This window comes from Hyphomicrobium sp. DMF-1, from assembly GCF_027886585.1.
Taxonomy (GTDB): Bacteria; Pseudomonadota; Alphaproteobacteria; order Rhizobiales; family Hyphomicrobiaceae; genus Hyphomicrobium_C; species Hyphomicrobium_C zavarzinii.
In genome coordinates this window covers 4,472,967-4,496,840 of the sequence record NZ_CP115706.1, presented here as the reverse complement: position 1 = coordinate 4,496,840, position 23,874 = coordinate 4,472,967, and the positions used below count along the sequence as shown (strand labels likewise).

24 protein-coding genes are annotated in these 23,874 nt (G+C 60.5%); 18 read left to right on the top strand and 6 right to left on the bottom strand.

Features of this window, described 5'->3' with window-relative positions:
- Positions 1-229: 229 nt before the first annotated feature.
- Entirely contained in the window at positions 230-634 is a 405-nt protein-coding gene (locus PE058_RS20790) for a hypothetical protein (RefSeq protein ID WP_271029411.1), read from the bottom strand.
- A gap of 279 nt (positions 635-913) precedes the next feature.
- Here PE058_RS20790 and PE058_RS20785 point away from each other — a divergent pair, with 279 nt between their 5' ends.
- From PE058_RS20785 to PE058_RS20755, 7 genes are all read left to right on the top strand, one after another.
- A complete protein-coding gene (locus PE058_RS20785) occupies positions 914-1,213 on the top strand; it encodes a hypothetical protein (protein ID WP_271029410.1) in 300 nt (99 codons plus the stop codon).
- Between the two features lie 61 nt (positions 1,214-1,274).
- Entirely contained in the window at positions 1,275-2,654 is a 1,380-nt protein-coding gene (locus tag PE058_RS20780) for a hypothetical protein (protein WP_271029409.1), read from the top strand.
- Positions 2,655-2,813: 159 nt separating this feature from the next.
- On the top strand, positions 2,814-3,539 hold the full coding sequence (locus tag PE058_RS20775; RefSeq protein ID WP_271029408.1) for a hypothetical protein: 726 nt from the start codon (positions 2,814-2,816) through the stop codon (positions 3,537-3,539).
- A gap of 158 nt (positions 3,540-3,697) precedes the next feature.
- A complete protein-coding gene (locus PE058_RS20770; RefSeq protein ID WP_271029407.1) occupies positions 3,698-5,326 on the top strand; it encodes a type IV secretory system conjugative DNA transfer family protein in 1,629 nt (542 codons plus the stop codon).
- A complete protein-coding gene (locus PE058_RS20765) occupies positions 5,326-5,646 on the top strand; it encodes a hypothetical protein (RefSeq protein ID WP_271029406.1) in 321 nt (106 codons plus the stop codon). The genes PE058_RS20770 and PE058_RS20765 overlap by 1 nt, the downstream gene beginning before the upstream one ends.
- A gap of 318 nt (positions 5,647-5,964) precedes the next feature.
- Positions 5,965-7,092 carry a hypothetical protein gene (locus tag PE058_RS20760; RefSeq protein ID WP_271029405.1) on the top strand — a complete coding sequence of 376 codons (1,128 nt, stop codon included), beginning with the start codon at positions 5,965-5,967 and terminating at the stop codon, positions 7,090-7,092.
- An 88-nt stretch (positions 7,093-7,180) separates the two neighbouring features.
- Positions 7,181-7,711 carry a hypothetical protein gene (locus PE058_RS20755; protein ID WP_271029404.1) on the top strand — a complete coding sequence of 177 codons (531 nt, stop codon included), beginning with the start codon at positions 7,181-7,183 and terminating at the stop codon, positions 7,709-7,711.
- A 220-nt stretch (positions 7,712-7,931) separates the two neighbouring features.
- On the opposite strand, the gene PE058_RS20750 is transcribed toward PE058_RS20755, so the two are convergent.
- Together PE058_RS20750 and PE058_RS20745 are read right to left on the bottom strand one after the other, a co-directional pair.
- Positions 7,932-9,149, bottom strand: a complete 1,218-nt coding sequence (locus tag PE058_RS20750) for a DUF6878 family protein (RefSeq protein WP_271029403.1) — start codon at positions 9,147-9,149, stop codon at positions 7,932-7,934.
- Entirely contained in the window at positions 9,071-9,424 is a 354-nt protein-coding gene (locus PE058_RS20745) for a DUF6915 family protein (protein ID WP_271029402.1), read from the bottom strand. Before PE058_RS20745 ends, PE058_RS20750 begins: the two co-directional genes overlap by 79 nt.
- Before the next feature lie 250 nt (positions 9,425-9,674).
- Here PE058_RS20745 and PE058_RS20740 point away from each other — a divergent pair, with 250 nt between their 5' ends.
- On the top strand, positions 9,675-11,318 hold the full coding sequence (locus PE058_RS20740) for a PDZ domain-containing protein (RefSeq protein ID WP_271029401.1): 1,644 nt from the start codon (positions 9,675-9,677) through the stop codon (positions 11,316-11,318).
- Positions 11,319-11,331: 13 nt separating this feature from the next.
- A complete protein-coding gene (locus tag PE058_RS20735; protein WP_271029400.1) occupies positions 11,332-11,931 on the top strand; it encodes a hypothetical protein in 600 nt (199 codons plus the stop codon).
- An 18-nt stretch (positions 11,932-11,949) separates the two neighbouring features.
- On the opposite strand, the gene PE058_RS20730 is transcribed toward PE058_RS20735, so the two are convergent.
- Complete coding sequence (locus tag PE058_RS20730) at positions 11,950-13,350, bottom strand: AAA family ATPase (RefSeq protein ID WP_271029399.1); 1,401 nt, start codon at positions 13,348-13,350, stop codon at positions 11,950-11,952.
- A 977-nt stretch (positions 13,351-14,327) separates the two neighbouring features.
- Here PE058_RS20730 and PE058_RS20720 point away from each other — a divergent pair.
- The 5 genes from PE058_RS20720 to PE058_RS20700 all read left to right on the top strand — a co-directional run bounded on the left by PE058_RS20720 (position 14,328) and on the right by PE058_RS20700 (position 16,611).
- A complete protein-coding gene (locus PE058_RS20720) occupies positions 14,328-14,594 on the top strand; it encodes a cysteine rich repeat-containing protein (protein WP_271029398.1) in 267 nt (88 codons plus the stop codon).
- Positions 14,595-14,705: 111 nt separating this feature from the next.
- The gene (trxC, locus tag PE058_RS20715) at positions 14,706-15,176 is read left to right on the top strand and encodes a thioredoxin TrxC (RefSeq protein WP_271029397.1); all 471 of its coding nucleotides are present in this window, start codon (positions 14,706-14,708) and stop codon (positions 15,174-15,176) included.
- Between the two features lie 25 nt (positions 15,177-15,201).
- Positions 15,202-15,378 carry a YgaP family membrane protein gene (locus PE058_RS20710; protein WP_271029396.1) on the top strand — a complete coding sequence of 59 codons (177 nt, stop codon included), beginning with the start codon at positions 15,202-15,204 and terminating at the stop codon, positions 15,376-15,378.
- Positions 15,379-15,487: 109 nt separating this feature from the next.
- On the top strand, positions 15,488-16,006 hold the full coding sequence (locus PE058_RS20705) for a YeeE/YedE thiosulfate transporter family protein (RefSeq protein WP_271029395.1): 519 nt from the start codon (positions 15,488-15,490) through the stop codon (positions 16,004-16,006).
- 26 nt (positions 16,007-16,032) lie between these two features.
- Positions 16,033-16,611 carry a YeeE/YedE thiosulfate transporter family protein gene (locus PE058_RS20700; RefSeq protein ID WP_271029394.1) on the top strand — a complete coding sequence of 193 codons (579 nt, stop codon included), beginning with the start codon at positions 16,033-16,035 and terminating at the stop codon, positions 16,609-16,611.
- Between the two features lie 343 nt (positions 16,612-16,954).
- Here PE058_RS20700 and PE058_RS20695 read toward each other — a convergent pair whose 3' ends face one another.
- Both PE058_RS20695 and PE058_RS20690 read right to left on the bottom strand, forming a co-directional pair.
- On the bottom strand, positions 16,955-18,307 hold the full coding sequence (locus tag PE058_RS20695; protein ID WP_271029393.1) for a sensor histidine kinase: 1,353 nt from the start codon (positions 18,305-18,307) through the stop codon (positions 16,955-16,957).
- A 3-nt stretch (positions 18,308-18,310) separates the two neighbouring features.
- Positions 18,311-18,964 carry a response regulator transcription factor gene (locus tag PE058_RS20690; protein WP_271030636.1) on the bottom strand — a complete coding sequence of 218 codons (654 nt, stop codon included), beginning with the start codon at positions 18,962-18,964 and terminating at the stop codon, positions 18,311-18,313.
- A 167-nt stretch (positions 18,965-19,131) separates the two neighbouring features.
- On the opposite strand from PE058_RS20690, the gene PE058_RS20685 reads away from it, so the two are divergent.
- Genes PE058_RS20685 through PE058_RS20670 form a run of 4 tightly spaced genes read left to right on the top strand, consistent with a single transcriptional unit; the run spans position 19,132 to position 23,872 of the window.
- Complete coding sequence (locus PE058_RS20685; RefSeq protein WP_271029392.1) at positions 19,132-20,199, top strand: efflux RND transporter periplasmic adaptor subunit; 1,068 nt, start codon at positions 19,132-19,134, stop codon at positions 20,197-20,199.
- Positions 20,200-20,202: 3 nt separating this feature from the next.
- On the top strand, positions 20,203-23,364 hold the full coding sequence (locus PE058_RS20680; protein ID WP_271029391.1) for an efflux RND transporter permease subunit: 3,162 nt from the start codon (positions 20,203-20,205) through the stop codon (positions 23,362-23,364).
- A gap of 2 nt (positions 23,365-23,366) precedes the next feature.
- On the top strand, positions 23,367-23,648 hold the full coding sequence (locus PE058_RS20675; protein WP_271029390.1) for a DUF3240 family protein: 282 nt from the start codon (positions 23,367-23,369) through the stop codon (positions 23,646-23,648).
- A complete protein-coding gene (locus PE058_RS20670; RefSeq protein ID WP_271029389.1) occupies positions 23,645-23,872 on the top strand; it encodes a hypothetical protein in 228 nt (75 codons plus the stop codon). Before PE058_RS20675 ends, PE058_RS20670 begins: the two co-directional genes overlap by 4 nt.
- Positions 23,873-23,874: the final 2 nt, after the last annotated feature.

The window sequence follows — 23,874 nt, the reverse complement described above, 5'->3', positions numbered from 1 at the left end:
CGGATAAAAGTGCTGGTAAGGCTGGCTGGTTCTGACGGGAAAAATTTCAAAGAAAGTCGTGAAACGCACGAGGCATGACGGTTCAACCAGACGCTAATATGAGCGCCGTTCTGAGAGACCTGTTGGCGGTGCTGCTGATTATTCGGTGCGAGGGATGAATCCCATGGGCTTCTTCGTGCTTGTGGGCTCCAGCTTATTGATGGCCGGTGGTTTGGTTTCGACGGGATTCCTATAGATGTACTCGGGTGGGTAGTTTGCCTGGCCCGTGCTTGAGCACGCACAGCATGTGGCGGCGGACGATTTCAGGCATGCGCGCGTCCCGGTGTGCAGGCGGAATGGGAGTGTCGTCTTCCGGATAGGGGGCGTTGTGCAGCGTGATGGAGCACAGATGTCGTTGCACGGTTCGGGCGTTGCCAAGCCAGCACCCGTTCAGGACTTCGGGGGCTGCTCCCGGATCGAGATGCATAAAGGCGGGAAATTCCGCGTCTTCGCCCTCGGCGCGCAGGAGCGCATGAATGGCATCATGGTCGGCGAAGGTAACGCCTTTGTATGCGGCTGACACGCCGGGGGTCGTGGTCGTGCGGATCGTATTGATGACAACGCCGCAACCCCAGTCCTTGGCGATGCGGATCATCGTGTGAGGTGTCTGGTGCGCACGGTTGATGGCTTGAACAGAAAAAAAATCTCGGAGCTTTCCCGTCAGGGGGCTTGATAGCGCGCGCCGTTTGGTTCCGCCACGCCGGCTGCGGGGTGAGCGCGGGGTTGCCGCGAATTTTCTAACGACAGGGGCGATTGAGAGAGGCCGGAGCTTTCCCAAGCTTGGCTTTACGGGCGATGCGTTGTCGCCGTTGGGAAAGGAAAGACGATGTCGAAAACAAGCTCTCGGTTCGATGTGCTGGAGGACGATCTCTACATGCGCACGGCATTTCACGGCGCGTTCTTCGCGCGGATGTCGGGCGATGGGGTGATGCTCAATCGAACCAAGCTGCTGATGGGCGTGCCGGTGCCGCTGATCATGGAGCGGTCGTTCGAAAGCTACATCAGGCCGGAGGTTTCGGTCGCTGAGATCGAAAAGTTGGCACTGCGCGCCGGGGTGCATCTGAGCATGGGCTATTTGCTCGATCAGATGATCAAGGACAAGCGCGCGGAAGTGCGCGGGTTCGAAAACTGGGTCCGGAAATCGAAGCTTCACCTGGGTCTGAGCGATGCGTGAGGCGGCTGCGGCGTAGGTCCGCTGCTTGATCCGGCAGATGACGAAAAGAAAAGGCATAGCAATGAAATTTTTCAAGCGTGTGCTCGAGTGGGCCAAGGGCAAGCTCGGAGCGAAAAAGGAAGCGGCGTTCGATTGGGATTTGAACCTGCCCACCAAGGAGGAGGCGGAGGAAGGCCAGCGTCGGATCTTTCGCAAGAAGAAGCGCGGTCGGGCGCATGCCGTGTCTGCGAAGTTGGCGGAGCTTGCCGTGATCGCGGCTGCGATGCTGACCTGCGAAATGGTCTACAAGGGCCTGAACTACGAGCTGGCACGCTCGTTAGGCGCAACGCTTGAGAATGCGTTGATGGCGCTGAGCGTGGCGATCACGCTTTCGATGTGCATCTATATCGGCTTCCTTAAGGCTTCTAAGCTTTCGACCACGATGGATCGTACATCCGCGTTTGTCGGCGGGTGGGTGTGTATCTTCTTGTTCTGCTGCTGGGCGGTTGGAACGAGCAGCTGGTACGCGTTTATGTCCACGACCGGCATCCCGGCGCTGGAGATGCATCTTAATGCTGCAACGGACAAGCTTGAGAAGGCTGTTGCCGGTGCGACGGCGCAGATCAAGAACGCGCGCGGCATTCCGACGGCCATGTCGGCGAAGGCCGCCGGTTTCTCGGTCCGTGGAACATCAGAGGCTGCAGGCGGCGGAGCGACCGGAGCCCGCGGCGTTGGTCCGCTGTCTCAATCGCTTGAAGGTGCAGCGGCGGTTCTGAACACGGGTTCGGAAGAAATCCGTGGCGTGATCGAGAAGGCCGATGCGGAAGCGGTGAAAATGCGCGCCAAGCTGGCCGAGATCTCGGTGGCTGTGAACAATCGCGATCTCAAGATGAGCGAGCGTGAGGGCGTGTTCGTGAAAGGCGCGTCGGAGCTTCGTTCGATGATCGGTGCGATGAACTCGGCCGGTCTGGGCGAGATGGTGCGTTCATCGCTGGCGGCCGTTGAATCGGCGGTGTCGGCCATGCCGACCGATGGTTCGAAGGTTGGCGCGCGTCAGACAGCGGCTATCGATCAGACCCGCCAGGACATGGCGGAGATTGCCGCCAAGCTGAGAACGCTGATCGATGAGCTCTCGGGCGCTGAGGCTGTCAGCGGTTCGCTGGTGGAGTCGGTTTCGATGTCGGAGGTGGTCTGGGAGTTCAAGCACAAGTTCAAGCCCGCCCTGGCTCTGGCAATCGGTATCGATCTCTTTGCGGTGTGGGCGCTGATCTTTCTGGGCCTGCATGGACTGGAGGAAGTCAAGCGCCGCGAAAAGCGGGAAGCGCGCGTTCGCGGCCTGCTGGAGCTTGATGATGTGGTCGGCAAGGAGCTTCTCAATCCGGATGTGCTGGCGAAGATCGCATTGCCGGCGGCGGGAAAGGCGGCGGTAGCGCCGGCTGGCAAGAAGAGAGAGCGCGCGTAGGCGCGCTCTTTTCACCGAACGGGACGGGCAAGAAATTTTTGCGGAAAGCGGGGTGGTGTGGTTGAGGCGCAGAGGACGGTTCACAACAACGAATACAGAGAAAGAACAGATCCGGTTGAGGTGGCGATATCGGACCGGTTCGGATGAAAGGAAAGCATAATGAGCAAGCTGGGTGATGTTGGGTCTGGGATCGTGGATTTCGCAACGGTTTGCGCCGTTGGCTGCGTGACGGCTTCGGTGGGCGTGCTGGTGCTTTTCAACATCGCACGCTCGCTGCCCAATGATCCGATCTGGCCTGAGTTGCGCTGCGCCGTGGGTATTGAGTTTCAGGGCGATGACAAGTGCTTCGACAAGAAGTTGAGCGAAGGCCTGTCCAAGATGGAGAAAGCTTTCCAGCTGGAGATGCAGGAGCGGCAGAAGGCGTTCGATCTTCGTGAGCGTGACCTCGATGCCATGATCAAAAAGCGCAACGATGAGATTGCCGGGCTTGAAGGGCGCGGCAAGGCGCTCGAAGGCGAGAAGGCGGGATTGGACCAGAAACGGGCGGAGCTTGCCAAGCAGCTGGGCAAGCTGGAGGCGCTGGAGAAAGCCTCGACCTCGTTCAATCTGTTCAAGAGCAACGTGTTCAAGCGCGGGATCAAGGTCGAGACCGGCGTCGAATACAAATCGTTTGTTCGGCATCAGGAGTGGGTGACGGCCTGGTGCTACGTGCAAGTGCCGAATGACCAGGGTGTGACGATCAGTGTGCAGCTGGCCAGGAAGCGCCCGGGACAGGCGGTGAAGCAGGAAACGATTTCAGCGGCGGAGTTGGCGCAGATCCGTTTCACGGCCGCTGAAATGGAAGAAGCCACGGGGCTGTGCTCGTTTCCGAGCGAGAGTTCGTGATGGCGGGTGAGCGGTGGTAGCGGGGCAGCGCTTAGGCGTGCCCCGCATTTTTTTGACCAGAACCGGGAGTTGGAGCGATGGCTGGCGGTAGGAGCGGAGCTAACGGGCAGGGGCAGGAGGCGCGGAAGAAGACGTCGCCCGTGGTGCAATCCGTCATTGTGCTGGGCGCGCTCTATTACGCGCTGAAGGACGGCTGGGCCTGGCAGTACGTGCCGCCAGAGTTTGCGGAACAGGCGCGCATTGGTTTTATGGTCGTGGCTGGGTTTTGCGTTCTTCAGCTTGTGCTGGCGGCGCTGCGGTTTCGGCTGCGCTTCAGAAAGGCGTTGGATGCCGAGCGGCCGAAGGAATCGACGCATTCGGCGCGCATCGCGACCGTTGAGGATATCGAGGAGTCCGGGATCTGCGTTGAGCAGGGCTGGTTCGCAAGTCTGTTCGGCTCGGCGAAGAACAAGGTGGTGTTCTATGCCGGGGTGGTGGGTCGCAAGGTTCTGCTGCTGGAAGCGGTCCACATGCTGATTGTCGCGCCTTCGGGCGCAGGCAAGAACCGCAATCTGGTATTCATTTTTCTGGGACTGATCGATCAGCCTTGCGTGGTGACGGATGTCAAAGGCGAGAACTTCGAGGTGACGTCGGCATACCGGGCGCGGCGCTTCGGGCAGCGTGTCATTCGCCTCGGGGTCGGCGGATCGGAAGCCTACAATCCCCTGGATCTGATCAAGGATGGTGTTGCGGCCGGCGGCGGGGACGTGCTGAGCGACGCACGGACGATCGCGCTGGCGCTGGTGCCGGAGCCCAAGGATGAGCGCAATTCCTATTGGCGCCAAGGCGGCCGTGACGTGATTACGATTGCGATGATCGGTCTTTGCGTGAAGGACCCGCAGAACGCCAACCTGTCTGCGATTCAGGCGATCGTGACGGATTTGAATATGTTCCTCGCGCTGTGCGAGGAGGTAGAATACGAGAGCGCGCTGGAGGGTGATCTCGCAATCATGGCCCGCGGCATGATTGGCATGGTCAACGACAAGAAACCGGGCGGTCTGCAGGAATATATCAACGTCGCGAAGCAGGCGATGATGCCCTATGCGAAGTCGGGAATCCTGCACAAGCTGACCGAGAAATCGACGTTCCGGTATCGCGATCTTAAATACAAGGATGCGCAGGGGCGTCATCTCACGATCTACAATCATTTCGACAGCTCGCGGCGCGTGGTGTTCGAGCCGTTTGGCGCGATGCTGAATGCGTGCATGCTGCTTGAGCTTCAGCGCGATCCATGCCCGCAGCGTGTGGTTTTCATCAATGATGAGGCGGCGAACTTCGTCGTAAAGGATCTGCCCAAGCAGATGACGATCGTGCGCGGCGACGGAAATGTTCATCTGATCAATGTTTGTCAGTCGCGGGCGCAGATGCGCGCCACGTGGGGCGCGGAAGGTGAGCAGATGATCCTCGACAACTCGGATCTGAAGCTGTTCTTCGCCATCTCGACGGATGAGGAGGCCAAGAAGGTCAGCGAGCTGTGCGGGACCCAGAATATTCTTTCGCCATCTTATTCGCTGGGCCATGCGGCGAGTGATGGGGTTGGCGAGAACCGTTCGATCTCGCAGCGTCCTGTGCTGACGCCGGAGATGGTGCGGCGCGAGAAGCGGGCGATCGTGCTGTATCGGCAGGAGCGGGTGATGTTGGCCAGTCTGCCTGGTTATGAGCGGTGCGAACCGATGCGCTCGAAATATGCGGTCAATCGGCGCTATGGGAACAAGCGGCTCAAGGGACCCACGGAGGTGGTGTTCTGATGGCTTATGTCGTGAAACGTTTTCCTGAGCCTGATGATCCGCGCAATCCCAAGGGCGCGGTAAGGAGAGCGCTGTGGCGGACAGTAAAGCAGAGTTTTGCGGAGTCGAACATCAGCTTGAACGGCCGGCTGGTGGTGGTCGGAGCTATGGGCTGGATGCTCTACGTGTGGGGCAATCCGCACATTCTTTATGACTATTCGTATTTCGGGACTGGATCGGCCCGCATCTATACGCGGTGCGATTATTTCGGGCTGGAGCCGTTTCGGACCAGCGGCCCGTATTGCCCGCTCGTGCGGTGGCGGGAGTGGCCGAAATTCTGATGCGGCCAATTGAAGATGGCCCAGGGCCTGTGGGGAAAGCCCTGGGCGTTTCGGATCGGGACCCGAAGGGGAGAATGCTTATTATTGTTGTAGCATTTAGATGTTTTGCCAACAAATAAAATACCTATTCTTTTTATGCTTGCGTCTGAAAGTTGCAAATGTAGTTTTTTTAATATGTAAAAGCGTCCGGCGCAAAAGGCGCAGAAATCCGCCAATAATTGAAATTCTAAAATCAAATAATTGACCATCTAGGGTTGATTATGAAAATATCGCTGTACATATTTTATAGCTAATCATAACGAAAAGGAGTATTTAATTATGAACACCAACGTAAACAACACTAATAATAGCGTAAAAGCCAAAGCCATTACGGTGACTTTGGAGGATGGCTCGCAGCGGGCAATTCTTGTCAGCGGCATTCGTTACCTGCAGATCGTGAATGGTCCTAAAGGCGGCGATGTGGACGGTTCGTCGGGCGGGTTTCAGTCCAAGATCTACGAGGCGGGTAAAATCGATCCTACCTACGCCCGCGAATCTGTGAAGGAGCTGCGCTCGAATGACTTCCAGCTCGTGTATGTGGGCGGCGGCAAGTATGCGGTGCGCGGCAACATCATGCGTTTGGAGCCGATCACGCCTGAGCAGAAGAAGATCTTTGCCGAGCAGGCGAATGCTTCGGACACTTCGAAGTTCCGTACGCGGGTTGTGCTGACCAGGGAGCTTGGCTCGTTCTGGGCGACCAAGACGATTGCGGAGCTTAACGAGCGCGGGGTGCGTTTCGTGGGTATCGGCGATGGTGCGGCCGTTCACACCATGAACATCAGGAAGCTGAGCGAGCTTAAGGATGACGATCGCCAGAGGATTTCGGCGAAGTACAATATTGATGGCGGCGGCTTCCGAACGCAGGTGACGCTGCAGGGCGAGGATCGCCCGAAGGTTTCGCGTCTTTCGCTGGTGGAATTCAGATCGCAGGGTCTGGATCTGGTGGATATCGGCGAGGGCGACACGGTGGTGCGCGAGAATATCAAGTTCTTCGGTCCGTTTACCGAGGAAGACAAAGCGCGCGCCGCGAATTCCGGGATCAACGCTGATCGCTTCGTGACCAAGTTCACGCTGGCGAACGGCAACGGCACTGTGCTCTCGACCACTGGCGTGGATGAGCTGAAGACGGCTTTGAAAGCCGTCAATATTGGGTACGACCGCTTTGTGCCGGCGGCAAACATCGCGCAGGACAGGGTGGCCGCGTTTACGAAGGATGAGAAATCGTCACTTTCGCAGGCGGGCTACGATGTGCAGCGTGCATGGAAGTCGTCCGTGGCGTTGATCAATGGCATGGCATTGAGCCCTGCCACGCCGGAGCAGATCAAGCAGCGGTGCGAGAAGGCGTTGGGCACGTCGGGGGGCGCAACGACAGCGCCGGAAGAGCCGCCTGAGCTGGGTATGGCGTAACTGTAAGGAGGAGCAGAAACGGGGCGCCGCTTGCGGGGCCGATCGTCAGGCGGCGCCTTTCTGCCCCCAATGTGTGGAGGATAAAAAAATGGAATACTTACGTCTGAACAAATCGATGAAGGTTCGCACTAGTGACATTCTGTATGTGCGCAAGGTGCGGGAAAACGAAGCTTTGGGGCAAGATCGGGATGGTCCGATCGACGCGCCGCGCAACGCAGCCGTGATCGCGCTGCGGGACAAGAGCAAAGGGCGGATCGTGACGCCGGTGTCGTTTGAAACGGTGATGGAGCGTCTGGGGTTTGTCGATATCGGAGCCAACCGCTTCGTGCCGGTAGAGAATATCGAGGAGCTGAACATCAGTCCGGAGGAGTTCGAAGGCAAACGCTATCGGGTGGTCTGGCTGAAGGGGTGCAGCGGTGTTCTGAGCTCGATGGTTGCCTTGCATGAGCTGGAGGGGCGGTTGGCTGACGCGCAGCGCAAGCAGGATCGCCTGGACGACCAGGCTGTGATGGCGGAGCGGGTGAAGAAAAAGCTTTTGAACCGGGTGCGGATGCCGAAAATGAAGGTGCCGGTGGGGATGCACCAGATCCCGCACTTTGGTTTGGAAATGGCCGCCTAGATGGCAGGTCAGCGGGCTGCACAGCCGCGCACGCAGAAAGCCGCCTCTGGGAATGCCCGGGGGCGGCTTTCCGTTACACACCTCTTACCTTTCCCTGTTGTTGAACTGGCCCCGGAGCAATCCGGGGTCTTTTTTTAAGGAGGTGGTGGGGCAGGGAAAGAGTGCGGTTGGTGTTGCCTAAATGTGTGGTTGGCACATGGCATCTTCACGAGTGGTCTGATTAAATCTCTTCGCCTGTTTCTATGTTGCGGCAGGAGGAATGATCGCAGAAGCTGTCGACGTTGCGGATATAGATGTTGAGCTCTACGGTTCCGGCCTGGACGTCGATTTCGAGGGTTCCGTATCCACCGTCGTTGTCCCACCAGTTGCAGCCGCTTAGCTCCTGATAATCGTCGGTGAGGGCGGTAATGGCGTCATCAAGGCGGGCCTGCTGCGGTATCACGCGGCTGGTCCATTGTCCGTCATCGAAGAAGCGCTCATTCTGCAAGTGCTCGACGGGGAGATTGCGAACGGCAGCATTGCGGTCGGCGGGATAGTAGTCGATGTCGCCGATCTGGCCGCTGTCTCCGGAGCCGTCGAAATTGACGATAACGGTTTCGATGGCTTGATCGCGCAGGACGGGGAGCACGCGGCGCAGATTTTCCAGATAAAGAGAGGGCCTTTCGGTTGCCTGAGGAGGCTGGGCCGGAGCCTGCGGGATCTCGATTCCGAGCAGCTTGTGAATGCGCTGGCGGATATCGGGCGAGGGTAGGCCGTTGTATCGGGTCTTGATCTGAGTGATGCGCAGCGGAGCTAACGGATCATTGCTGTGGGACAGTTCTACGGTCCAGCGCTGCTTGTCGACGAAGACGGCAGCTATGGCGCAGGTCCCTGCCATGAGGCGGGCGTGATAATTGGCAACGCAGTGGCGCTGGCGCAGGCCTTCCATACCAAGGCGGCGGCTGCTCTCGATAAGGTAGCCGGGAAATTTCGGGGGAAGGTGCTGCTGGTAAGCTGAAACGTCGTAGCGGACATTCTCAGCCGCCATGCGGCGGAGGGCTTCGGCGCGGGAGAGCCGTTCATGTTCGACTTTCCAACGCTGCGGGCTCCAGGCCAGGTTGAGGCGGCGGTTTTGGCTCTTGGCCATGGCGATGACGTCGTGTACCGGAACGTTCTGGGCGCGCATGGAGAGATAACCGGCGGCAAATCCAATCAGCTTGTTGGTGTCCTGCGCAAGCTCGCCGGCATCGAGAACGAGATTGACGGTCTCATCGGTGATCTGGCCGGTGGTGAGCAGTTGGCGGAACGGCTGCGCGGCTTTGGGGGGCAGGGCGAAGAGGCGCTGTTCGGCCGTGAGGGGGGTGCCGTGAGATTTATCCATCATGCGGCCCTCCGTGAGTGAACGCCGACTTTGGTGGCGCGGGACATCCAGGTTTCGGGTTGGATTCTGGATAGCCAATCGGCGACCGAGGGGATGCGGCCGCAATCTTCCATGACGTGTTGCTCGGCGACATAGCGGACGGGCACCTGTTTGCCTGCGGAGTTGGTGATGGTGATGCCGAACACGCGCTCGGCCTCGAAGATTCCTTCGGCGTGATGGCGCAGCGCCCGGTGGCGGAAATCCGCGAAGCTCTCCTTGGTGGCATCAAACCAATTGTGAATAGGAAGATAGTCCTCAGCCGTGCCTCCGAACAAATTGGCGGATGATACGGCGTGGTAGTGGGGATGGGTCATAGGGCTCCTTTTCTGCCGGGGCTCTTCTCTGACCTGCCCCGGGCTTGCCCTCGGGGCGGCCCTTCTCGGGCTCTTTACTGAAGTATTTGGCTGCTGGCGGGCTATGGCGGCGTGATGCTGGTGTCATCGACGCGTTGCAAAGCTGTGTGCTGAAAGTTTGTGCGTGCCCTGCCCTTGAGCTGCGCTTGATTTCTTCCAACACTTCTCATTGTCTAGGGCGGAAGGCCTTGGTTTCTGGTCGGGGGTTGGCATGGATCGCAGTGTTAAATGGCTTGTTGGGTCTCAAGTCGTGCTGCTCGGTCTTCTTATGGCGGGCGGGTATTTCGTCTATGAGCGCATCACGGCTCAGGACTCGGTATTGCAGGAGCTGCAGCGCAAGCTTGACGCGTTAGGATCGAAGATCGAGGAGGCACATCTGACGGTGTGCAACCTGTCGCTGTTTTCGGTGGGGTGGAGCGCCGCTGTTCGGGTTAGCGAGGATCGGACGCGGCTTCGCAGCGGGGATCTTGAAAGCGGCGAATGTGAGCAGCGTACCGTCTATCACCGGCCGGGTTTCGGCGAGATCTATGTGTATGGTTATTCGGCCAGCCATGATCAGGTGGCGATCGAGGCGAACAAGAAGGTCAATGCGTTTTTCGGCAGCGCGCTGGCTGAGGAAGACCGGGTGGTTTTCGAGGAATCGTACGATACGGTTTACTTCCACGGCACGGCCGATGTGATCTATTGCAGCGCTGTAGAGGAAGGACCAAAGGGCCGTCCTTTTGCGAGCGATGAAACGTGCGAGCACGGGGTGCTGCGTGGGTATGGGCTTGCGGCGCGGCCAGATGGTCAATCGCGGGTGTGGGCTTATGGGTTCGATATTCCGAACTGGCCGTTGCTGCGGGGGAGCGCCAGAAACCCGCTGCAGGATGTAAATCTCGCGCAACTGCAGCTCAAAGCGCTGCGGGATGCGATGCAGCGTCAGATGCAGGAGGCGCGGGAGTTGGGCGGGCGGACGATTGTCGGCTATCTCGGCGCGAAGATTGTTGACAGCAATTCTCCCTTGAGCCCCGGGGTCGAGATCGAGACGGCGATGGCTCAGGATATTTTCGGCAGCGCGCAGAAGATCAGCGCCGGCGACACCATCCTGGCGATCAACGGCAAGCCGGTGTTTGCAATCATCGACCTCGAGGCCGAGATCCAGCGCCATGCCATGGATATCAAGCGCGGGGTCAACAAGGCGATCTCGCTCAAGACCGTGGGCGAGACGTGTCCGGAGACATGCACGGTGCCGGTCTATTATTTCTTCAACGAAGCCTATTCCGGTCAGGCCGGTGAAGGAGAGGCGATGGCGTGGGGGGTGAGCAATGCCTTTCTTTACGGTCAGGCGACCTGGATCAGCTGCATTGGGAGTGAGATTGGCAAGCTCGGGGCCAATATTTTTGGCGCCTTTTATGAAGGGTTCAACGCGGTGCGAGAGGAGCGGCAATTCGATAAGGGCAAGGCGCAGCTGATGAAGCCGCGCACCGCCGAGGAAATCGAACTGTGCATTTGGGAGAACGAGCAGCGGGCGGCGTTATCGCGGCAGACGCAAAAGCAATATTACGCGCAGGCCGAGATGCTTGGGATCATTTTGCCGACCGGGGTCGGTTCGTATCTGACCAAACCGCTGCTGAGAAGCATGGGTAAGGGTGTCATCAAACGCGGAACGGGCCGGGCTCTCGCATCGGCGGTGATGGCGGAGGTGGTGGAAACGAGCCTTTGGAGCTTCAGCGCAGGTCCGCCGGGGCTGAGCTTGCAAGATCGGATGAAATCGGTTCGCAGCGATTTGCCCTATGCCGTGGGGTTCGGGGTCGCTGGGGGCACTTTGATGTCGGCGCAGGCGAGCAAGGCGAAGTACATGCGCCCTCAATAGAAGCGGAGCGAACATGCGCATCGTGGGGCTTTTGCCGCTTCTTGCGGCAGGCTTGATTGGTTGTCCGGTCGATACGGTTTCGGCCAGTCGATACAAGGATACGTTTCGCAAGGCGGCGACGCCTGAACCGCCAAAGCCGCTGCCGGCCCCGGCACCTCCGCCGCAAAAAGCGATCGACAATGCGGCCGAGCAGAAGGCGAAGAAAGCGATCGACGATGCGGCAGGTGCCGCATCGCGCGGGAAGACGGTCGTGCCGAAGGTTGATATTCCGGCCGATGTGTCGCCGCAGGCGCGCGACAAGCTGCTTCAGTCGAAGGAGAGCATTCGGCGGCAGGGCGCGAGCAACAAATCCCTGGATGAGGTGCGGGCGCGGAACAAGGCGGCGGAGGAGAAAAGATTGCTGGAGCGGCAGCAGTTCAAGGAAAGGACACCGATAGCGGCGGCGCCGCAGGAGCAGAAGCTGGCTGCGCCGCCTGTCGAGAAGGCGGTGGACAAGGCGGTGCGGCCAAAAAGTGAGATCAAAAAGGAATTCAACCGGGAAGCGGGTGCGGTTCCATCGGGACGTAAGGGCGGAAAGCGCGGCAGCGGATCTGAGGAGGGTCCGACGCCATGATGCAGCTTGGCGGGTGCATCAGACCAGAAGTCTGGCTGATGAGCGGGCCTTGCCGGTCTTAAGATCGGCGAAGACCGGGATATCGCTGAAATAGAGCGTTTTCAGATCGGGGTCGTCATTTCGGATGACCCGGCGGGCCATGTTCTCGATGGCGGCCTCGAAGGCGTTGCGCGCGAAGCGGGCGTTTCCAAGTTCAGGCGTGATGTGTTTGTGGGCCTCGCGGAACAGTGTGCGGAGTGCGGGCCAGGTATCGCCGTGCAGGATGTAATCGCTGTCGCGGCAGAATTTGTCGAAGATCTGGCACAGCTCGTCGGCTGAGAAATCCGGGAAGGTGATCTTGTGGCGAAAGCGGGAAGATAATCCGGGGTTGGAGGCGAGGAGGGCGTCCATTTCCGCAGGGATGCCTGCCATGATGACGATCAGGTCGGTTCTGCGATCTTCGATGAATTTAAGGATGGTGGTCAGGGCTTCGTCGCCGAAATCGTAGCCGCTGCCTTGGGCAAGGCTGTAGGCTTCGTCAATGAACAGCACGCCGCCGATGGCGCGTTCCAGCACGGCTTCGGTCTTGAGGGCTGTGTGGCCGATCCAGCCGGCGATGAGATCGGAGCGGTCCACTTCGACAACGTGGCCGCGGGAGAGGAGCTTGGATTCCTTGAGGATGCGGCCGAGTACGCGGGCAACTTCGGTTTTTCCGGTGCCGGGGTTTCCCACGAACACGAAATGGTTGCTGCTGGTTGTTGTTGCGAGGCCTGCATCGGCGCGGCGGGCCTGGAATTGAATACCCGCTTTGATGGTTTCCAGTTGGGTCTTGAGGTCTGAGAGACCGATCAGACCATTGAGCCGTGCATAGGGATCGTCCTCGGCGTCGGGCTCGTGGATGGTGAGGGCGATGTTGGCGTAATGGCCGCGGTCGTAGTCGTAGCTGGGATCCTGGGCTTCTTGATCGGGGGCCGCGGGATAGCCTGTGTCATAGGCTGCATTGTAGTTGGTGAAATCTTCGTTTGAAACGATCTCGGCACAGAACGAGCCGTCATCGGTCGGTTTGAAGGCGACATCGCGGAAGGTGAGGGGTTTCTTCTGATCGGGATCGGGGGGAGTGTCATCGTTGCTTGGTTCGTCGTGAGCAACGCCTGTGATCTCTGCGAGCTTGCGGGCGGCGGGCTGATATCCCGATTGCGCCGAACGGGTCAGAAGCTCGATGGCTTTGCCGGTATTGGCAAGGGGGCAGCCTTTGCCGTCGTGATAGAGCAGGGCCGCGTGGTATTGGGCTTCGGCATCTCCAGCATCGGCCAGGCGGCGATACCATTCAAGGGCCAGTATATATCTTTCATTCGAGCGGCAATAATCGGCAAAGTCCTTGCGTTCTTTGGTATCTCCGACAATTGCACGACTCAAGAGAGTTTCGAACTCTGTTGTCATGCACACCTCTATTGTTTTTGTTTTTATGACATAATAGGGAATAGAGAAAATTATTGCAATAAAATCAAGAAAGCCGGGAAAAAGTGAAAGAGGAAATCGGCAGGGGGTTCTCTGCTCTGAGCCCTCCCGGGCTTCGCCCTTGGGCGGCCCGCATTCGGGCTTTCGCAGGCAAGCAAGCGCATCTCCTGAGTTAGGGGATGGGGGCGTGAGTATTGATGGCTTTGAAGGACGGGGTGATACCTTTTGATTCGAGGGTCTGGCACGCGCTTGCAAGCTGTTGGGGTATAGGCCTTGGCGCGATCGCTCATGGTGTAGTCAGTGTCGAAATGCTCGATGAGGTGGGTATTGTAGAAGATGTACCCTTGATGATCGCGGGTGATGCGACAGTTTTGCCGACATCGGCATAATTGCAATTATGCCGAGTGCTGAATTATGCAGCGCCGATCGTCGAACCTGCGGACAGGTACAACGCCAGCGCGGCATATCGGCATAATCAGAGCGCTTCCAGGAAGGGGGGCTGACGCGCAACGGAACAGAAACTCGGGTTAAGCATTTTATACTGCAAAAATTCCAGTTCTTGCGGTTTCCGTAAAGGTCTGAGAGTCCGTCTTGGGGGCAGGCCTTCGGGACGGAAACAATGACGCCCCAGAAAATTACAATGCTCATGACCCAGGGGTGAGAGCCGTAATGTCTTCCGGCAAGATTTGATAACCTTCCCCTTCAAGCTGATCGAGAGCGGCCTGCATCGTTGGGCGGTCGAGGAGGAGCTCATCGCCCAGAGCCCATTCACCTATCGCGATGTCTGGCGCCGGATGTCCTCCGGCCGGCGGCGAGACCGCCAACGTCGATTACTCGCCTCAGGTTGATGGAGGTCAAGGCTCATATCGTCGTACCAATGTTCATTTCGAAGCGTTCCCATAGGCGCGCCGCGCTTCTCGTGACGTGGAAATTCGCCCAACAACAGTAGAGTAGACATCATGAACATGAATCGCAAAATCATCAAGATGATCGCCGGGGCGACGATTTCAGGCGCCGCACTTGCGACCAATGCATTGGCTCAGCAGGGCCCGGTCGCCGCCGCCTGCAACGACGATATGCCCAAGTTTTGCGCCGGTAAGGAGCACGTCCAAGGCGAAATGAGGGCATGCCTTGAAGCGAACAAGGACAAGGTCTCGGCAGCGTGCAAGGCCGCGCTCGATTCGACCGGCCCGGGCAAGGGCATGGGCCAGGGCCAACAGAAGTAGCAGGCTAGGAGCCGCATCATCGGGTGAGCGCCAATGCCGTGCTCATCCGATGTCACGCGGCAGGCGCTGAATTCCCCGGCAGTGCGCCGGCCAGCAGCGGAAAGATGGAAAATGGAATCGCAGAACGTCGCGATCATCGTCTGTCCGAACTGCGGCGCACTCAACAAGGCGCCGCATTCCAAGTTGGTCTCCGGCCCCAGCCCGAACTGCGGCAAGTGCCATGGACGCCTTTTCACCGGCGAGCCGACCGCAGTCGCGTCCGCGCGCGAATTTGACCGCTTCCTGTCCCAGGGCTCGTTACCGGTCCTGGTCGATGTCTGGGCGCCCTGGTGCGGACCGTGCCGAGCCATGGCCCCGATGTTCGAGCAGGCGGCGGCCGTGCTCGAACCCGACATCCGCCTCATCAAGCTCAACTCCGACGAGGCGCCAGAGCTGTCGGCGCGTCTCGGTATCCGCAGCATCCCAACCCTGCTGCTCATCCACAAGGGAAAGGTCTTAGCGCGGGCCTCCGGTGTCATGCGCGCCGACCAGATTGCAGCATGGGCCAGATCGAGCCTTGCGCGGGAATCGGCCAATCAATGAACATTCCATCCAGCGGAGACGTAAGATGACTATCGACTGCAGCGATCTTGTCGTAGCAGGAACGGCGATCCCCTTGAGCCATTGGCTAGCATCGCTCTTCCGCCCATCCTGGCTCGTTCAGACACCATTCATCGGCCTCAATCTGCTGCAGGCGGCTTTCACCGGTTTCTGTCCGGCCGCGATCGTCTTCCGCAAACTCTGAATTCAGGAAGGCTGCGCGTTCGCCAGGACATGATCAGAACAGAGGCATCAAAACAGAGGCGCGGGTCGCACCCGACCACGGCCTGCAAACAAGCGAGGGAGAGAAATCCATGCCCAACATCACGGACAAGGCTTGGTCACCCTATTTGGCAGGGGCGATCATCGGCCTCCTGCAGATCCCGACCTTCCTACTCCTGGACACGGCGCTTGGCGCGTCCTCGTCCTTCGTCACGGTCGCCGCGCACATCGCCGCGCTGTTCGACAGTCGGGTCAGCGAGATCAAATATCTTGCTTCACACATGTGGGGCGCCAAGAACTGGTGGCAGGTTGCCGTCGTCGGCGGCATCGCCATCGGTGCATTTCTATCGATGCGCCTCTCAGGCACGAGGCGGCGGACAATCGCTCCGGTGTGGGTCCGTGCCATGGGCACTACGACGCTTCAAGCTCGAGCCCCCATCGCTTTCCTTGCCGGCTTCATCATGCTGTTTGGTGCTCGCATCGCCGGGGGCTGCACGTCGGGACACGGCATTTCCGGCATGGCTCAGCTCTCGGCGGGTTCGACCCTGGCCGTGGCCGCTATGTTCGTCGGCGGCATTCTGACCGCCATGCTGCTGCTGAAGCGAGTTTGAGCAGTCAAACGCAATGGAGAACACCAATGACCGTCCTTAACGCCGTCCTCGTCGGTCTTGCCACCGGCATCGTGTTTGGCTTCGCCCTCGAAAAGAGTCGCGTCTTCGAGCCCGGCGTCATCATTGGCCAGATGCAGCTCAGGAACTTCCTGATGCTCAAGATTTTCCTCGCTGCGGTGATTGCCGGCCTCATCGTTCTTGCGGTGATCAACGGTATGTTCGGCGTCAAGCTCAGCCTCAAGCCACTGCTGTTCAGGGCGGATATCATCGGCGGCCTCATTCTTGGCGCTGGCATTGCCCTTGCAGGCGCTTGTCCCGGCACAACTCTGGCGCAGATCGGTGCGGGCTACCGCGACGCGCTCTTCGTCCTGCTGGGTGGACTGGCCGGTGCAATGACCTACGGCTACTTCGATGCGCCCATAACTGCGATGTTGGCGGAGACAGGCGACAAGATCGGGTTCGACACTCTCCTCGGTCTGCCGTTCTGGGTGACGGCGATCGGTTTTGCGGCGCTACTCTCGGTCGGTCTCTGGCTCATCGAAAGCCGGCAGTCTTGGCGCGCGGAGGTCGGGGCAGACCATGACGGCATAATGGAAGGTGAATAGGCAAACATCAACTCGAGATGACGAGGCCCACCGGCGCGGAGACCGGGAGCCTCTGACCGCAACACGGCGTCCCTCAGAAACCAAGCTCGCGAGGAGAACGTGTCGGCTCGAGCGATGCCATACCCATGAACGGGTGCGGCTTCTCCGCCGCTTCGGGTCGATCGAGATTTGGATCAAGCGGCGCCAGGGGGCTTGAAGATGTCCACTTCCGCGCTGAGCTGCCGAACTTAGAAACGAGCCCTCTTGCTCCGAAGGTTCCAATCCCAGTCTACACGCCGATAGAATCCAGCAGTTGCACGCCGAGCAGTTGGTATGAACGCTTGATCCCCAACCCCTTCGGTCACTACTGAGCCGCTGGTAAGCGGATGGACGCCTCAAGGCCACCAAGCACGGAGGTGCCGAGATGGATCGTGCCGCCGTAGAGTGTGACGAGATCGCGTGCGATGGCGAGTCCCAAGCCTGATCCCGCGCTCTGCGTGTCCCAGCGTTCCCCGACGTTGAACACGACTTCGTGTGCTTCTACGGGGAGGCCAGGACCGTCGTCCGAGACTGTGATATCGATCAATCCATCCTCCAGCGCGGTTGCCGCAACGCGCACACGCGCGTTGGCGTGCTTGCCGGCATTGTCGATCAGGTTGCCGAGAATTTCCTGGAGATCCTGCGCCTCACAGGCAACGCGAAGGGAAGCCGGTATGTCCACGTCGAAGTGAAGGTTCTTGTGCATGTAGATGCGTGAGATAGCCGAGACGACCTCCGCCACGACATCTCCAGCGCCTGCGGATGCTCCCGGGGACAGTCTGCTGGCGACGACACGCGCGCGCGTCGTCTGGTAATCGATCTGCGTCTCCATCTTGCGGCATTGATCGAGGATCGTCTCTGCGCTCGTGCCGCAGCCGCCTTCTCTGAGCCGATAGGCTTCATCGGTAAGGATCGCGAGCGGTGTCTTGAGCCCGTGCGCGATGTTTCCGGCCTGCGTCCTCGCCCTCTGCACCAGATCGGTCGTCGATGCGAACATGGAATTGAGATTATCGACAAGCGGTTGCACCTCGGCGGGATAGCTACCCGGCAAGCTCTTCAACCGGCCCGAGCGGACCTCGTGCAGGGCCATGCTGAGCCGCCCCAGCGGGCGCATTGCATAGAGAATAAGGAGTGCTGCAGCCCCAACCATCGACAGCCCCAACGCCGTCAACGACCACGACAGCGTGTTGTTGAAACTGTTCACAACGCTTTCGAGGTGGCGCTTGTCGGTCCCGATGATGAACTGGATGGGCGGATTGCCGGGGTTCTTCCACTCGAGGCTCTCTGCAACAAGCAGCTCGCCCGTCGGGCCTTGGATGCGATGCGTATGGACACCGACGTCCGAACGCCCGTCGGGTGGAGTGGTGAGCGGGGCCGCCTTCATGGATGGAGAGCGCGCCAGCACATCGCCTTGCTGCTGAATCTCCCAATAGTACCCCGAGTTCTCGACATCGTAGCGCGGGTCGCTCAGCGCAGCACGTAGCACCGCCCGGCCGTTCTCGACATGTGCGAGACGCTTGAGCTCCGAGAGGTGCACGAACAGCTCGTCGTGGAACTGCTGCGTCACATGGGCCCGGAAGACATTGGAGAGGATCAGCCACGCGAGCACCATGCCGAACGCGATCCACGCGGTGGCGGCAACGATGAGCCGGTTTCTGAGGCTGGCGGGTTCCTTCATTGCCTAGTCCATCCGGTAACCGAGGCCGCGGATCGTCTTGATCACGTCGGCGCCGAATTTTCGGCGGAGACGGCTGACGTAGACTTCGATGGTGTTCGACTCGCGGCTCTCGTCCAGGCTGTAGAGGTGCTCGGTGAGCTCAGCCTGGGAGACGACCCGGCCGATGCGATGCATGAAGTAGTTGAGCATACGCAGCTCCTTGGCTGTCAGCTCGATCGGCTGGCCGTCAAGCAAGGCTTTGCCGGCACCCGCGTCGAGCGTGATCCCTTTGTGGGTGAGCGTCGAGCTTGCGAGACCTGCGGAGCGCCGTATGAGCGCGTTGAGCCGCGCGACCACCTCGGGAATGTGAAACGGCTTGGTGATGTAGTCGTCGGCGCCAGCATTGAGGCCATCGACTTTTTCCGGCCACGAGCCACGCGCCGTCAGGACAAGGACCGGCATCTTAAAGCCGCCCCCGCGCCATTTGCGCAGCACGTCGAGCCCGGCCATTTGCGGCAATCCAAGATCGAGCACCACGGCGTCATACTGATCCTCGGTTCCCATGACGTATCCATCGGCGCCGTTGTCGGCCCGCTCGACGGCAAATCCTGCCGCACCCAGTCCTTCGGACAGGCGCTTGGCGATTTCCGGGTCGTCCTCGATGAGGAGAATGCGAATGGCGCACTCCTTTGGCGATCTCTATTGCGGGTTGATAGCACAGCGCTCCTGAAATGAAGCTTAAAAGCCCGGTTGTTCAGCCAGCCGGCAGGTTGGGTTCAGGTCGAATTCAGCTTAGCGCCGCACATCTCCGGTCAGGAATTGGAGATCGGAGCCGGGAGGTCTGAATGCGCAAGGCATGGATATTGGCAGCGGCAGTCTCGCTCCCTTCTGCAGGGGCTGCAGTGAGCGCAGCCTCGCCCGCACCGGCACGCGATCTTGCCGTCTCGCCGACCCAGATCGAGCACATGGCGATCGACATCAAGCCCGCGACACCGACAACAGAGCAAGTCGTCGCTCTGCTGCCGGGAGTCGTCGTGCCGGCGCTCAATGCCCGCATCGTTGCAGCCGCTCCTTTCGGCGGTACGGTCACGCAGGTCCAGGTGCTCCCCGGCCAGCGCGTCAGCAAAGGCCAGGATCTGGCCGTGGTGTCGAGCCGCGAATTGCTGGAAGCAGCTTCGAGCCTCGCTCAGGCGGAAGCAGAGCTTCAGGCCGCCGAAGCCGTTGCCCGCCGCCGGCGGGATCTCGCCGAGAAGAACATCCAGAGCCCCACGATGGCCGAAGAGGCCGAGGCACAAGTTGCCAAAATTGCGGCCGTCATCGAGCAGCACAGGCGTACAATGGTTCTCGGCGGCATCAGCAGCACGAGCGCGGGCCACTATACCATCAAGGCTCCCGAAGCAGGACGCGTCGTCGAGGCGAGCGTCATGCCCGGCGACAAGATCGAGACCATGGCTCCTGCGGTCACCATCGATACGAGCGATGAGCTCTGGATCGAGGCGCAACTGCCGGCCCACCTTGTCAGCCGCATCACCCCGGGCGATCGCATCAAGGTCATGGACGGCCCAGAGGGCATCGTCGTGTCCGTGGGCGGCTCTCTCGACAAGCTGACGCGCTCCGCCAAGCTGATCGCGAGCGTCCCTTCCGAGAGCGGGCTTTTGCCGGGGCAGATGGTGACGCTCAACATCATCCAGGAAGCTCTGACAGGCGCGCGCTCGGTGCCCGCAAGTGCGGTGGCTCGTATCAATGGGATCGAAGGCGTGTTCGTCCGCAACGAGACTGGCTTCACGCTCGTGCCGGTCGAGGTCGCAGGGCGCTCACCCTCGGCGGCAACGGTGCTCGGCAACCTGCCCGAGGGCGCCGCGGTCGCAGCGAGCGGGCTGCCGCAGCTCGAGCAGATGCTGGGGGCGGAATAGCCCATGCTCGACCGCCTGATCAGTTTTTCTCTGACGCAACGCGTCTTCACCCTGCTGCTGGCAGGCGCCGCAGCCGTGGCCGGCGCATGGGCCTTTCGCACCATTCCGATCGACGCCTTCCCCAATATCTCGCCAGTTCAGGTGAAGATGATCCTGAAGGCACCCGGTATGACGCCGGAAGAGGTCGAGACGCGCGTCATCACGCCCATCGAGATGGAGCTGCTGGGTATCCCGAGCCAGACCATCCTTCGCTCGGCCGCCAAATATGCCATCGCGGACATCACGCTCGACTTCGAGGACGGCACCGACATCTATTGGGCGCGCCAGCAGGTCGCCGAGCGCCTCAACGGCGTGCGGGACCAACTGCCGGGTAACATTTCCGGCGGTCTCGCGCCGGTGTCGACTCCGCTATCGGACGTCTTCATGTTCACCATCGACGGCGGCGACCTTTCTCTGGAGGAGCGGCGCAGCCTGCTCGACTGGACCATCCGCCCGGCGCTGCGCACCATTCCTGGCGTCGCCGACGTGAATGCGCTCGGTGGCATGGTCCGCACGTTCGAGGTTATCCCTGACGCAAAGGCGCTCGCCGGCGCCCGCCTCGGCGTCGAAGATATCCTGAAAGCCATCGACGAGGCCAACCGCAACGATGGCGCGGGGCGGCTGAGCGAGGGCGAAAAAGCGCTCGTCGTGCGCGCCGCCGGCGCTATCCAGAAGCCGCAGGATCTCGAGCAGATCGTTCTCAAGACCCAAGGCGAGCATGTCCTGCGCCTCGGCGACGTTGCGAGCGTCCGGATCGGAAGCCTCACCCGTTACGGCGCCGTAACCATGGACGGTCAAGGCGAGGCAGTGCAGGGGTTGGTGCTCTCTCTACGGGGCGCCGATGCGAGCGCAATCGTGGCCGCTGTGCGGGCTCGCCTCGATGAGCTCAAGCCGAGTCTGCCGGAAGGCGTCAAGATCAACACATTCTACGACCGCTCGGACCTGATCGAAAAGGCCGTCGGCACAGTGAGCAAGGCGCTTGTCGAAGCGACCGTGCTCGTCGTCGTACTGCTGCTCCTCTTCCTCGGCAACCTGCGGGCCGCCATCGTCGTGGCGCTGACGCTGCCGTTCGCCGCTCTCGTTACCTTCATCATGATGAAGGCGTTCGGCATGTCCGCGAACCTGATGTCGCTCGGGGGCCTGGCCATTGCCATCGGACTCATCGTCGATGCGGCCGTCGTGGTCGTCGAGAACACGGTCGAGCGGCTCCACCACGAGGGGCACAACGACATTCCCCTGCTCCACAAGGTCTATCGTGCGGCGGGCGAGGTGGCGATGCCGGTGGCCTCGGGCATATTTATCATCTGCCTCGTGTTTCTGCCGCTGCTGTCGCTCCAGGGCCTCGAAGGCAAGTTGTTCGCGCCGGTTGCCCTCACCATCATTTTCGCGCTCGGCGCTTCACTCGTTCTTTCGCTCACGCTCATTCCCGTGCTGTCATCGTACCTCCTGCGGGGCGGCAGCCACGGCGAGCCGCTGCTGATGCGTCTTCTCACGCGTGGCTACAAAGCTCTCCTCAAGGGCTGCCTTGCCTTTCCGCTGGCGGTGTATCTGGTGGCCGCAGCCGGCATCGTCGGAGTCGTGTTCGCCTATGGCGCCGTCGGCAAATCATTCATGCCCACCATGGATGAAGGCTCGGTGATCATGCAGATCACCAAGCTTCCCTCCATCAATCTCAAGGCCAGCGTCGATGGCGATCTTCGCATCCAGCGGCTCTTGAAGGAGAAGGTGCCCGAGGTCGAGCGCATCGTCGCCCGCGTCGGATCAGATGAGCTTGGCCTCGACCCCATGGGTCTCAACGAGACGGACGCTTTCCTCGTCTTGAAGCCCAAAGAGCGCTGGCGCGTGCAAAGCAAGGAATGGCTGATCGATGAGTTGCGCCAAGCCATGGCCGACATGCCGGGCGTCGAGTTCGCGTTCACTCAGCCGATCGAGATGCGGACAGCCGAGATGCTGACGGGAGCGCGCGGCGATCTCGCCATCAAGATCTTCGGCCCGGATCTCGCGACGCTTGCCGACCTCGCCGGCAAGATCCAGGGCGCGCTCGAGACCGTGGCCGGCGCATCCGAGGTTTCGACCGTCGCCAACGACAATGTCGAGTACCTCCAAATCGATCTCGATCGCCTTGCCGCGGGCCGCACGGGTCTCGCTGTCACGCGCGTCGAGGATGAACTCCGGGCGATGCTCGAAGGGGCGCCTGCCGGTCTCGTCTCGGAGCCTGGCCGGCGCACGGAGATCGTCGTTCGCGGCGCCCAGGATGTTCGCGACGATCCTCAAGCCTTCACATCGACCCAGATTGCAGCGGGCGACGGCGGCGTGGTGCGCGCGGGCGACATCGCAAAGCTCGCGCGCGTGAGTGGACCGGTCAAGATCGAGCGCGAGAATGCCTCCCGTTTCGCCATCGTGCAGGCGTACGTGACGGGCCGGGACCTCGTGGGCTTCGTCGAGGACGCCCAGCGTGTCGTCGTCGAGAAGGTCGAGCTGCCCCCAGGCTACCGCCTCGTATGGGGCGGACAGTTCGAGAACCAGCGCCGGGCCACGACCCGGCTGTCGATCGTCGTTCCGGTCGCTCTGCTCCTCATCTTCGGCGTTCTGTTCGCGACGCTGAGCTCCATCCGTCAATCGCTGCTCATTCTCGCCAACGTGCCCTTCGCGTTGGTTGGCGGTGTGCTCTCGCTCTGGATTTCCGGCGAATATCTGTCGGTCCCGGCCTCGGTCGGCTTTATCGCGCTGCTCGGCATCGCGGTCCTGAACGGCCTCGTCCTCGTCAGCCACTTCAACCAGCTCGCCGCAACCGGCATGCCCATCGGGCAAGTCGTGTTCGACGGCGCTGTTCGGCGCCTGCGTCCGGTGATGATGACGGCGAGCATCGCCGCGTTCGGCCTCGTTCCGCTCCTGTTCGCGACAGGGCCGGGGTCGGAGATCCAGCGGCCGCTCGCGATCGTCGTCATCGGCGGCCTCGTCACCTCGACCGCCCTCACCCTGCTGCTTCTGCCCATCCTCTTCCGTCGCTTCGGGCTGCGGGGGGGCAGGGACAGCAATGAAATCCGGAGCCCCCAATGGACCAATCCCTTTGCAAGCTCACGCTCGTCTATCCAACAACCACTGCAAATGACCTCATCGAGTTGATCATGTCCTCAAAGCCTGCGGTCGGCGGCTTCACCACCTTCAAGGCGGAAGGCCACGGCTTCGATTTCTCACGCGCCAGCATCAGCGAGCGGGTGCGCGGTCGCGTCGAGCGGGGCGTGCTTGTAGCGGTGATGCTGCGAGGGCATGCGTCCCTCCTGCTCGAAACCATCCGCAAGACGCTGCCGGTGCCGCACATGGCCTACTGGATCGAGCCGGTCCTCGAGGTCGGTCGTCTGGTCGATGGCAGCGCCCCGCAGGCTGAGCCGGCTGGAGCGGCGCCATGACCGTGTCCGCCATCACCTTCCCCTTCACTGCGCTGGTCCTGCCGCTGCTCACCTCAGGAGCCGCATGGGCGATTGCCGTTTGGGCCCTGAAGCAGAACAGCCCGCGCATCGAATTCCTTCAGAGATGGAAACCGCCAACACGTGCAAGTGGGCATAAGCCGGTTGCAGCGCTGCCCCGAACGCACACGACCGACAAGGAGAAAGAAGGAGACTGCCTGCCATGAGA

Bases quoted from the DNA above. Each gene is read 5' to 3' on its own strand.
- PE058_RS20740 (WP_271029401.1), top strand. From the start codon at position 9,675: ATGGATCGCAGTGTTAAATGGCTTGTTGGGTCTCAAGTCGTGCTGCTC.
- trxC (WP_271029397.1), top strand. From the start codon at position 14,706: ATGGAATCGCAGAACGTCGCGATCATCGTCTGTCCGAACTGCGGCGCA.
- PE058_RS20700 (WP_271029394.1), top strand. From the start codon at position 16,033: ATGACCGTCCTTAACGCCGTCCTCGTCGGTCTTGCCACCGGCATCGTG.
- PE058_RS20780 (WP_271029409.1), top strand. From the start codon at position 1,275: ATGAAATTTTTCAAGCGTGTGCTCGAGTGGGCCAAGGGCAAGCTCGGA.
- PE058_RS20675 (WP_271029390.1), top strand. From the start codon at position 23,367: ATGTCCTCAAAGCCTGCGGTCGGCGGCTTCACCACCTTCAAGGCGGAA.
- PE058_RS20765 (WP_271029406.1), top strand. From the start codon at position 5,326: ATGGCTTATGTCGTGAAACGTTTTCCTGAGCCTGATGATCCGCGCAAT.
- PE058_RS20760 (WP_271029405.1), top strand. From the start codon at position 5,965: ATGAACACCAACGTAAACAACACTAATAATAGCGTAAAAGCCAAAGCC.
- PE058_RS20670 (WP_271029389.1), top strand. From the start codon at position 23,645: ATGACCGTGTCCGCCATCACCTTCCCCTTCACTGCGCTGGTCCTGCCG.
- PE058_RS20705 (WP_271029395.1), top strand. From the start codon at position 15,488: ATGCCCAACATCACGGACAAGGCTTGGTCACCCTATTTGGCAGGGGCG.
- PE058_RS20710 (WP_271029396.1), top strand. From the start codon at position 15,202: ATGACTATCGACTGCAGCGATCTTGTCGTAGCAGGAACGGCGATCCCC.
- PE058_RS20735 (WP_271029400.1), top strand. From the start codon at position 11,332: ATGCGCATCGTGGGGCTTTTGCCGCTTCTTGCGGCAGGCTTGATTGGT.
- PE058_RS20695 (WP_271029393.1), bottom strand. From the start codon at position 18,307: ATGAAGGAACCCGCCAGCCTCAGAAACCGGCTCATCGTTGCCGCCACC.
- PE058_RS20755 (WP_271029404.1), top strand. From the start codon at position 7,181: ATGGAATACTTACGTCTGAACAAATCGATGAAGGTTCGCACTAGTGAC.
- PE058_RS20745 (WP_271029402.1), bottom strand. From the start codon at position 9,424: ATGACCCATCCCCACTACCACGCCGTATCATCCGCCAATTTGTTCGGA.
- PE058_RS20775 (WP_271029408.1), top strand. From the start codon at position 2,814: ATGAGCAAGCTGGGTGATGTTGGGTCTGGGATCGTGGATTTCGCAACG.
- PE058_RS20680 (WP_271029391.1), top strand. From the start codon at position 20,203: ATGCTCGACCGCCTGATCAGTTTTTCTCTGACGCAACGCGTCTTCACC.
- PE058_RS20720 (WP_271029398.1), top strand. From the start codon at position 14,328: ATGAACATGAATCGCAAAATCATCAAGATGATCGCCGGGGCGACGATT.
- PE058_RS20730 (WP_271029399.1), bottom strand. From the start codon at position 13,350: ATGACAACAGAGTTCGAAACTCTCTTGAGTCGTGCAATTGTCGGAGAT.
- PE058_RS20785 (WP_271029410.1), top strand. From the start codon at position 914: ATGCGCACGGCATTTCACGGCGCGTTCTTCGCGCGGATGTCGGGCGAT.
- PE058_RS20790 (WP_271029411.1), bottom strand. From the start codon at position 634: ATGATCCGCATCGCCAAGGACTGGGGTTGCGGCGTTGTCATCAATACG.
- PE058_RS20685 (WP_271029392.1), top strand. From the start codon at position 19,132: ATGCGCAAGGCATGGATATTGGCAGCGGCAGTCTCGCTCCCTTCTGCA.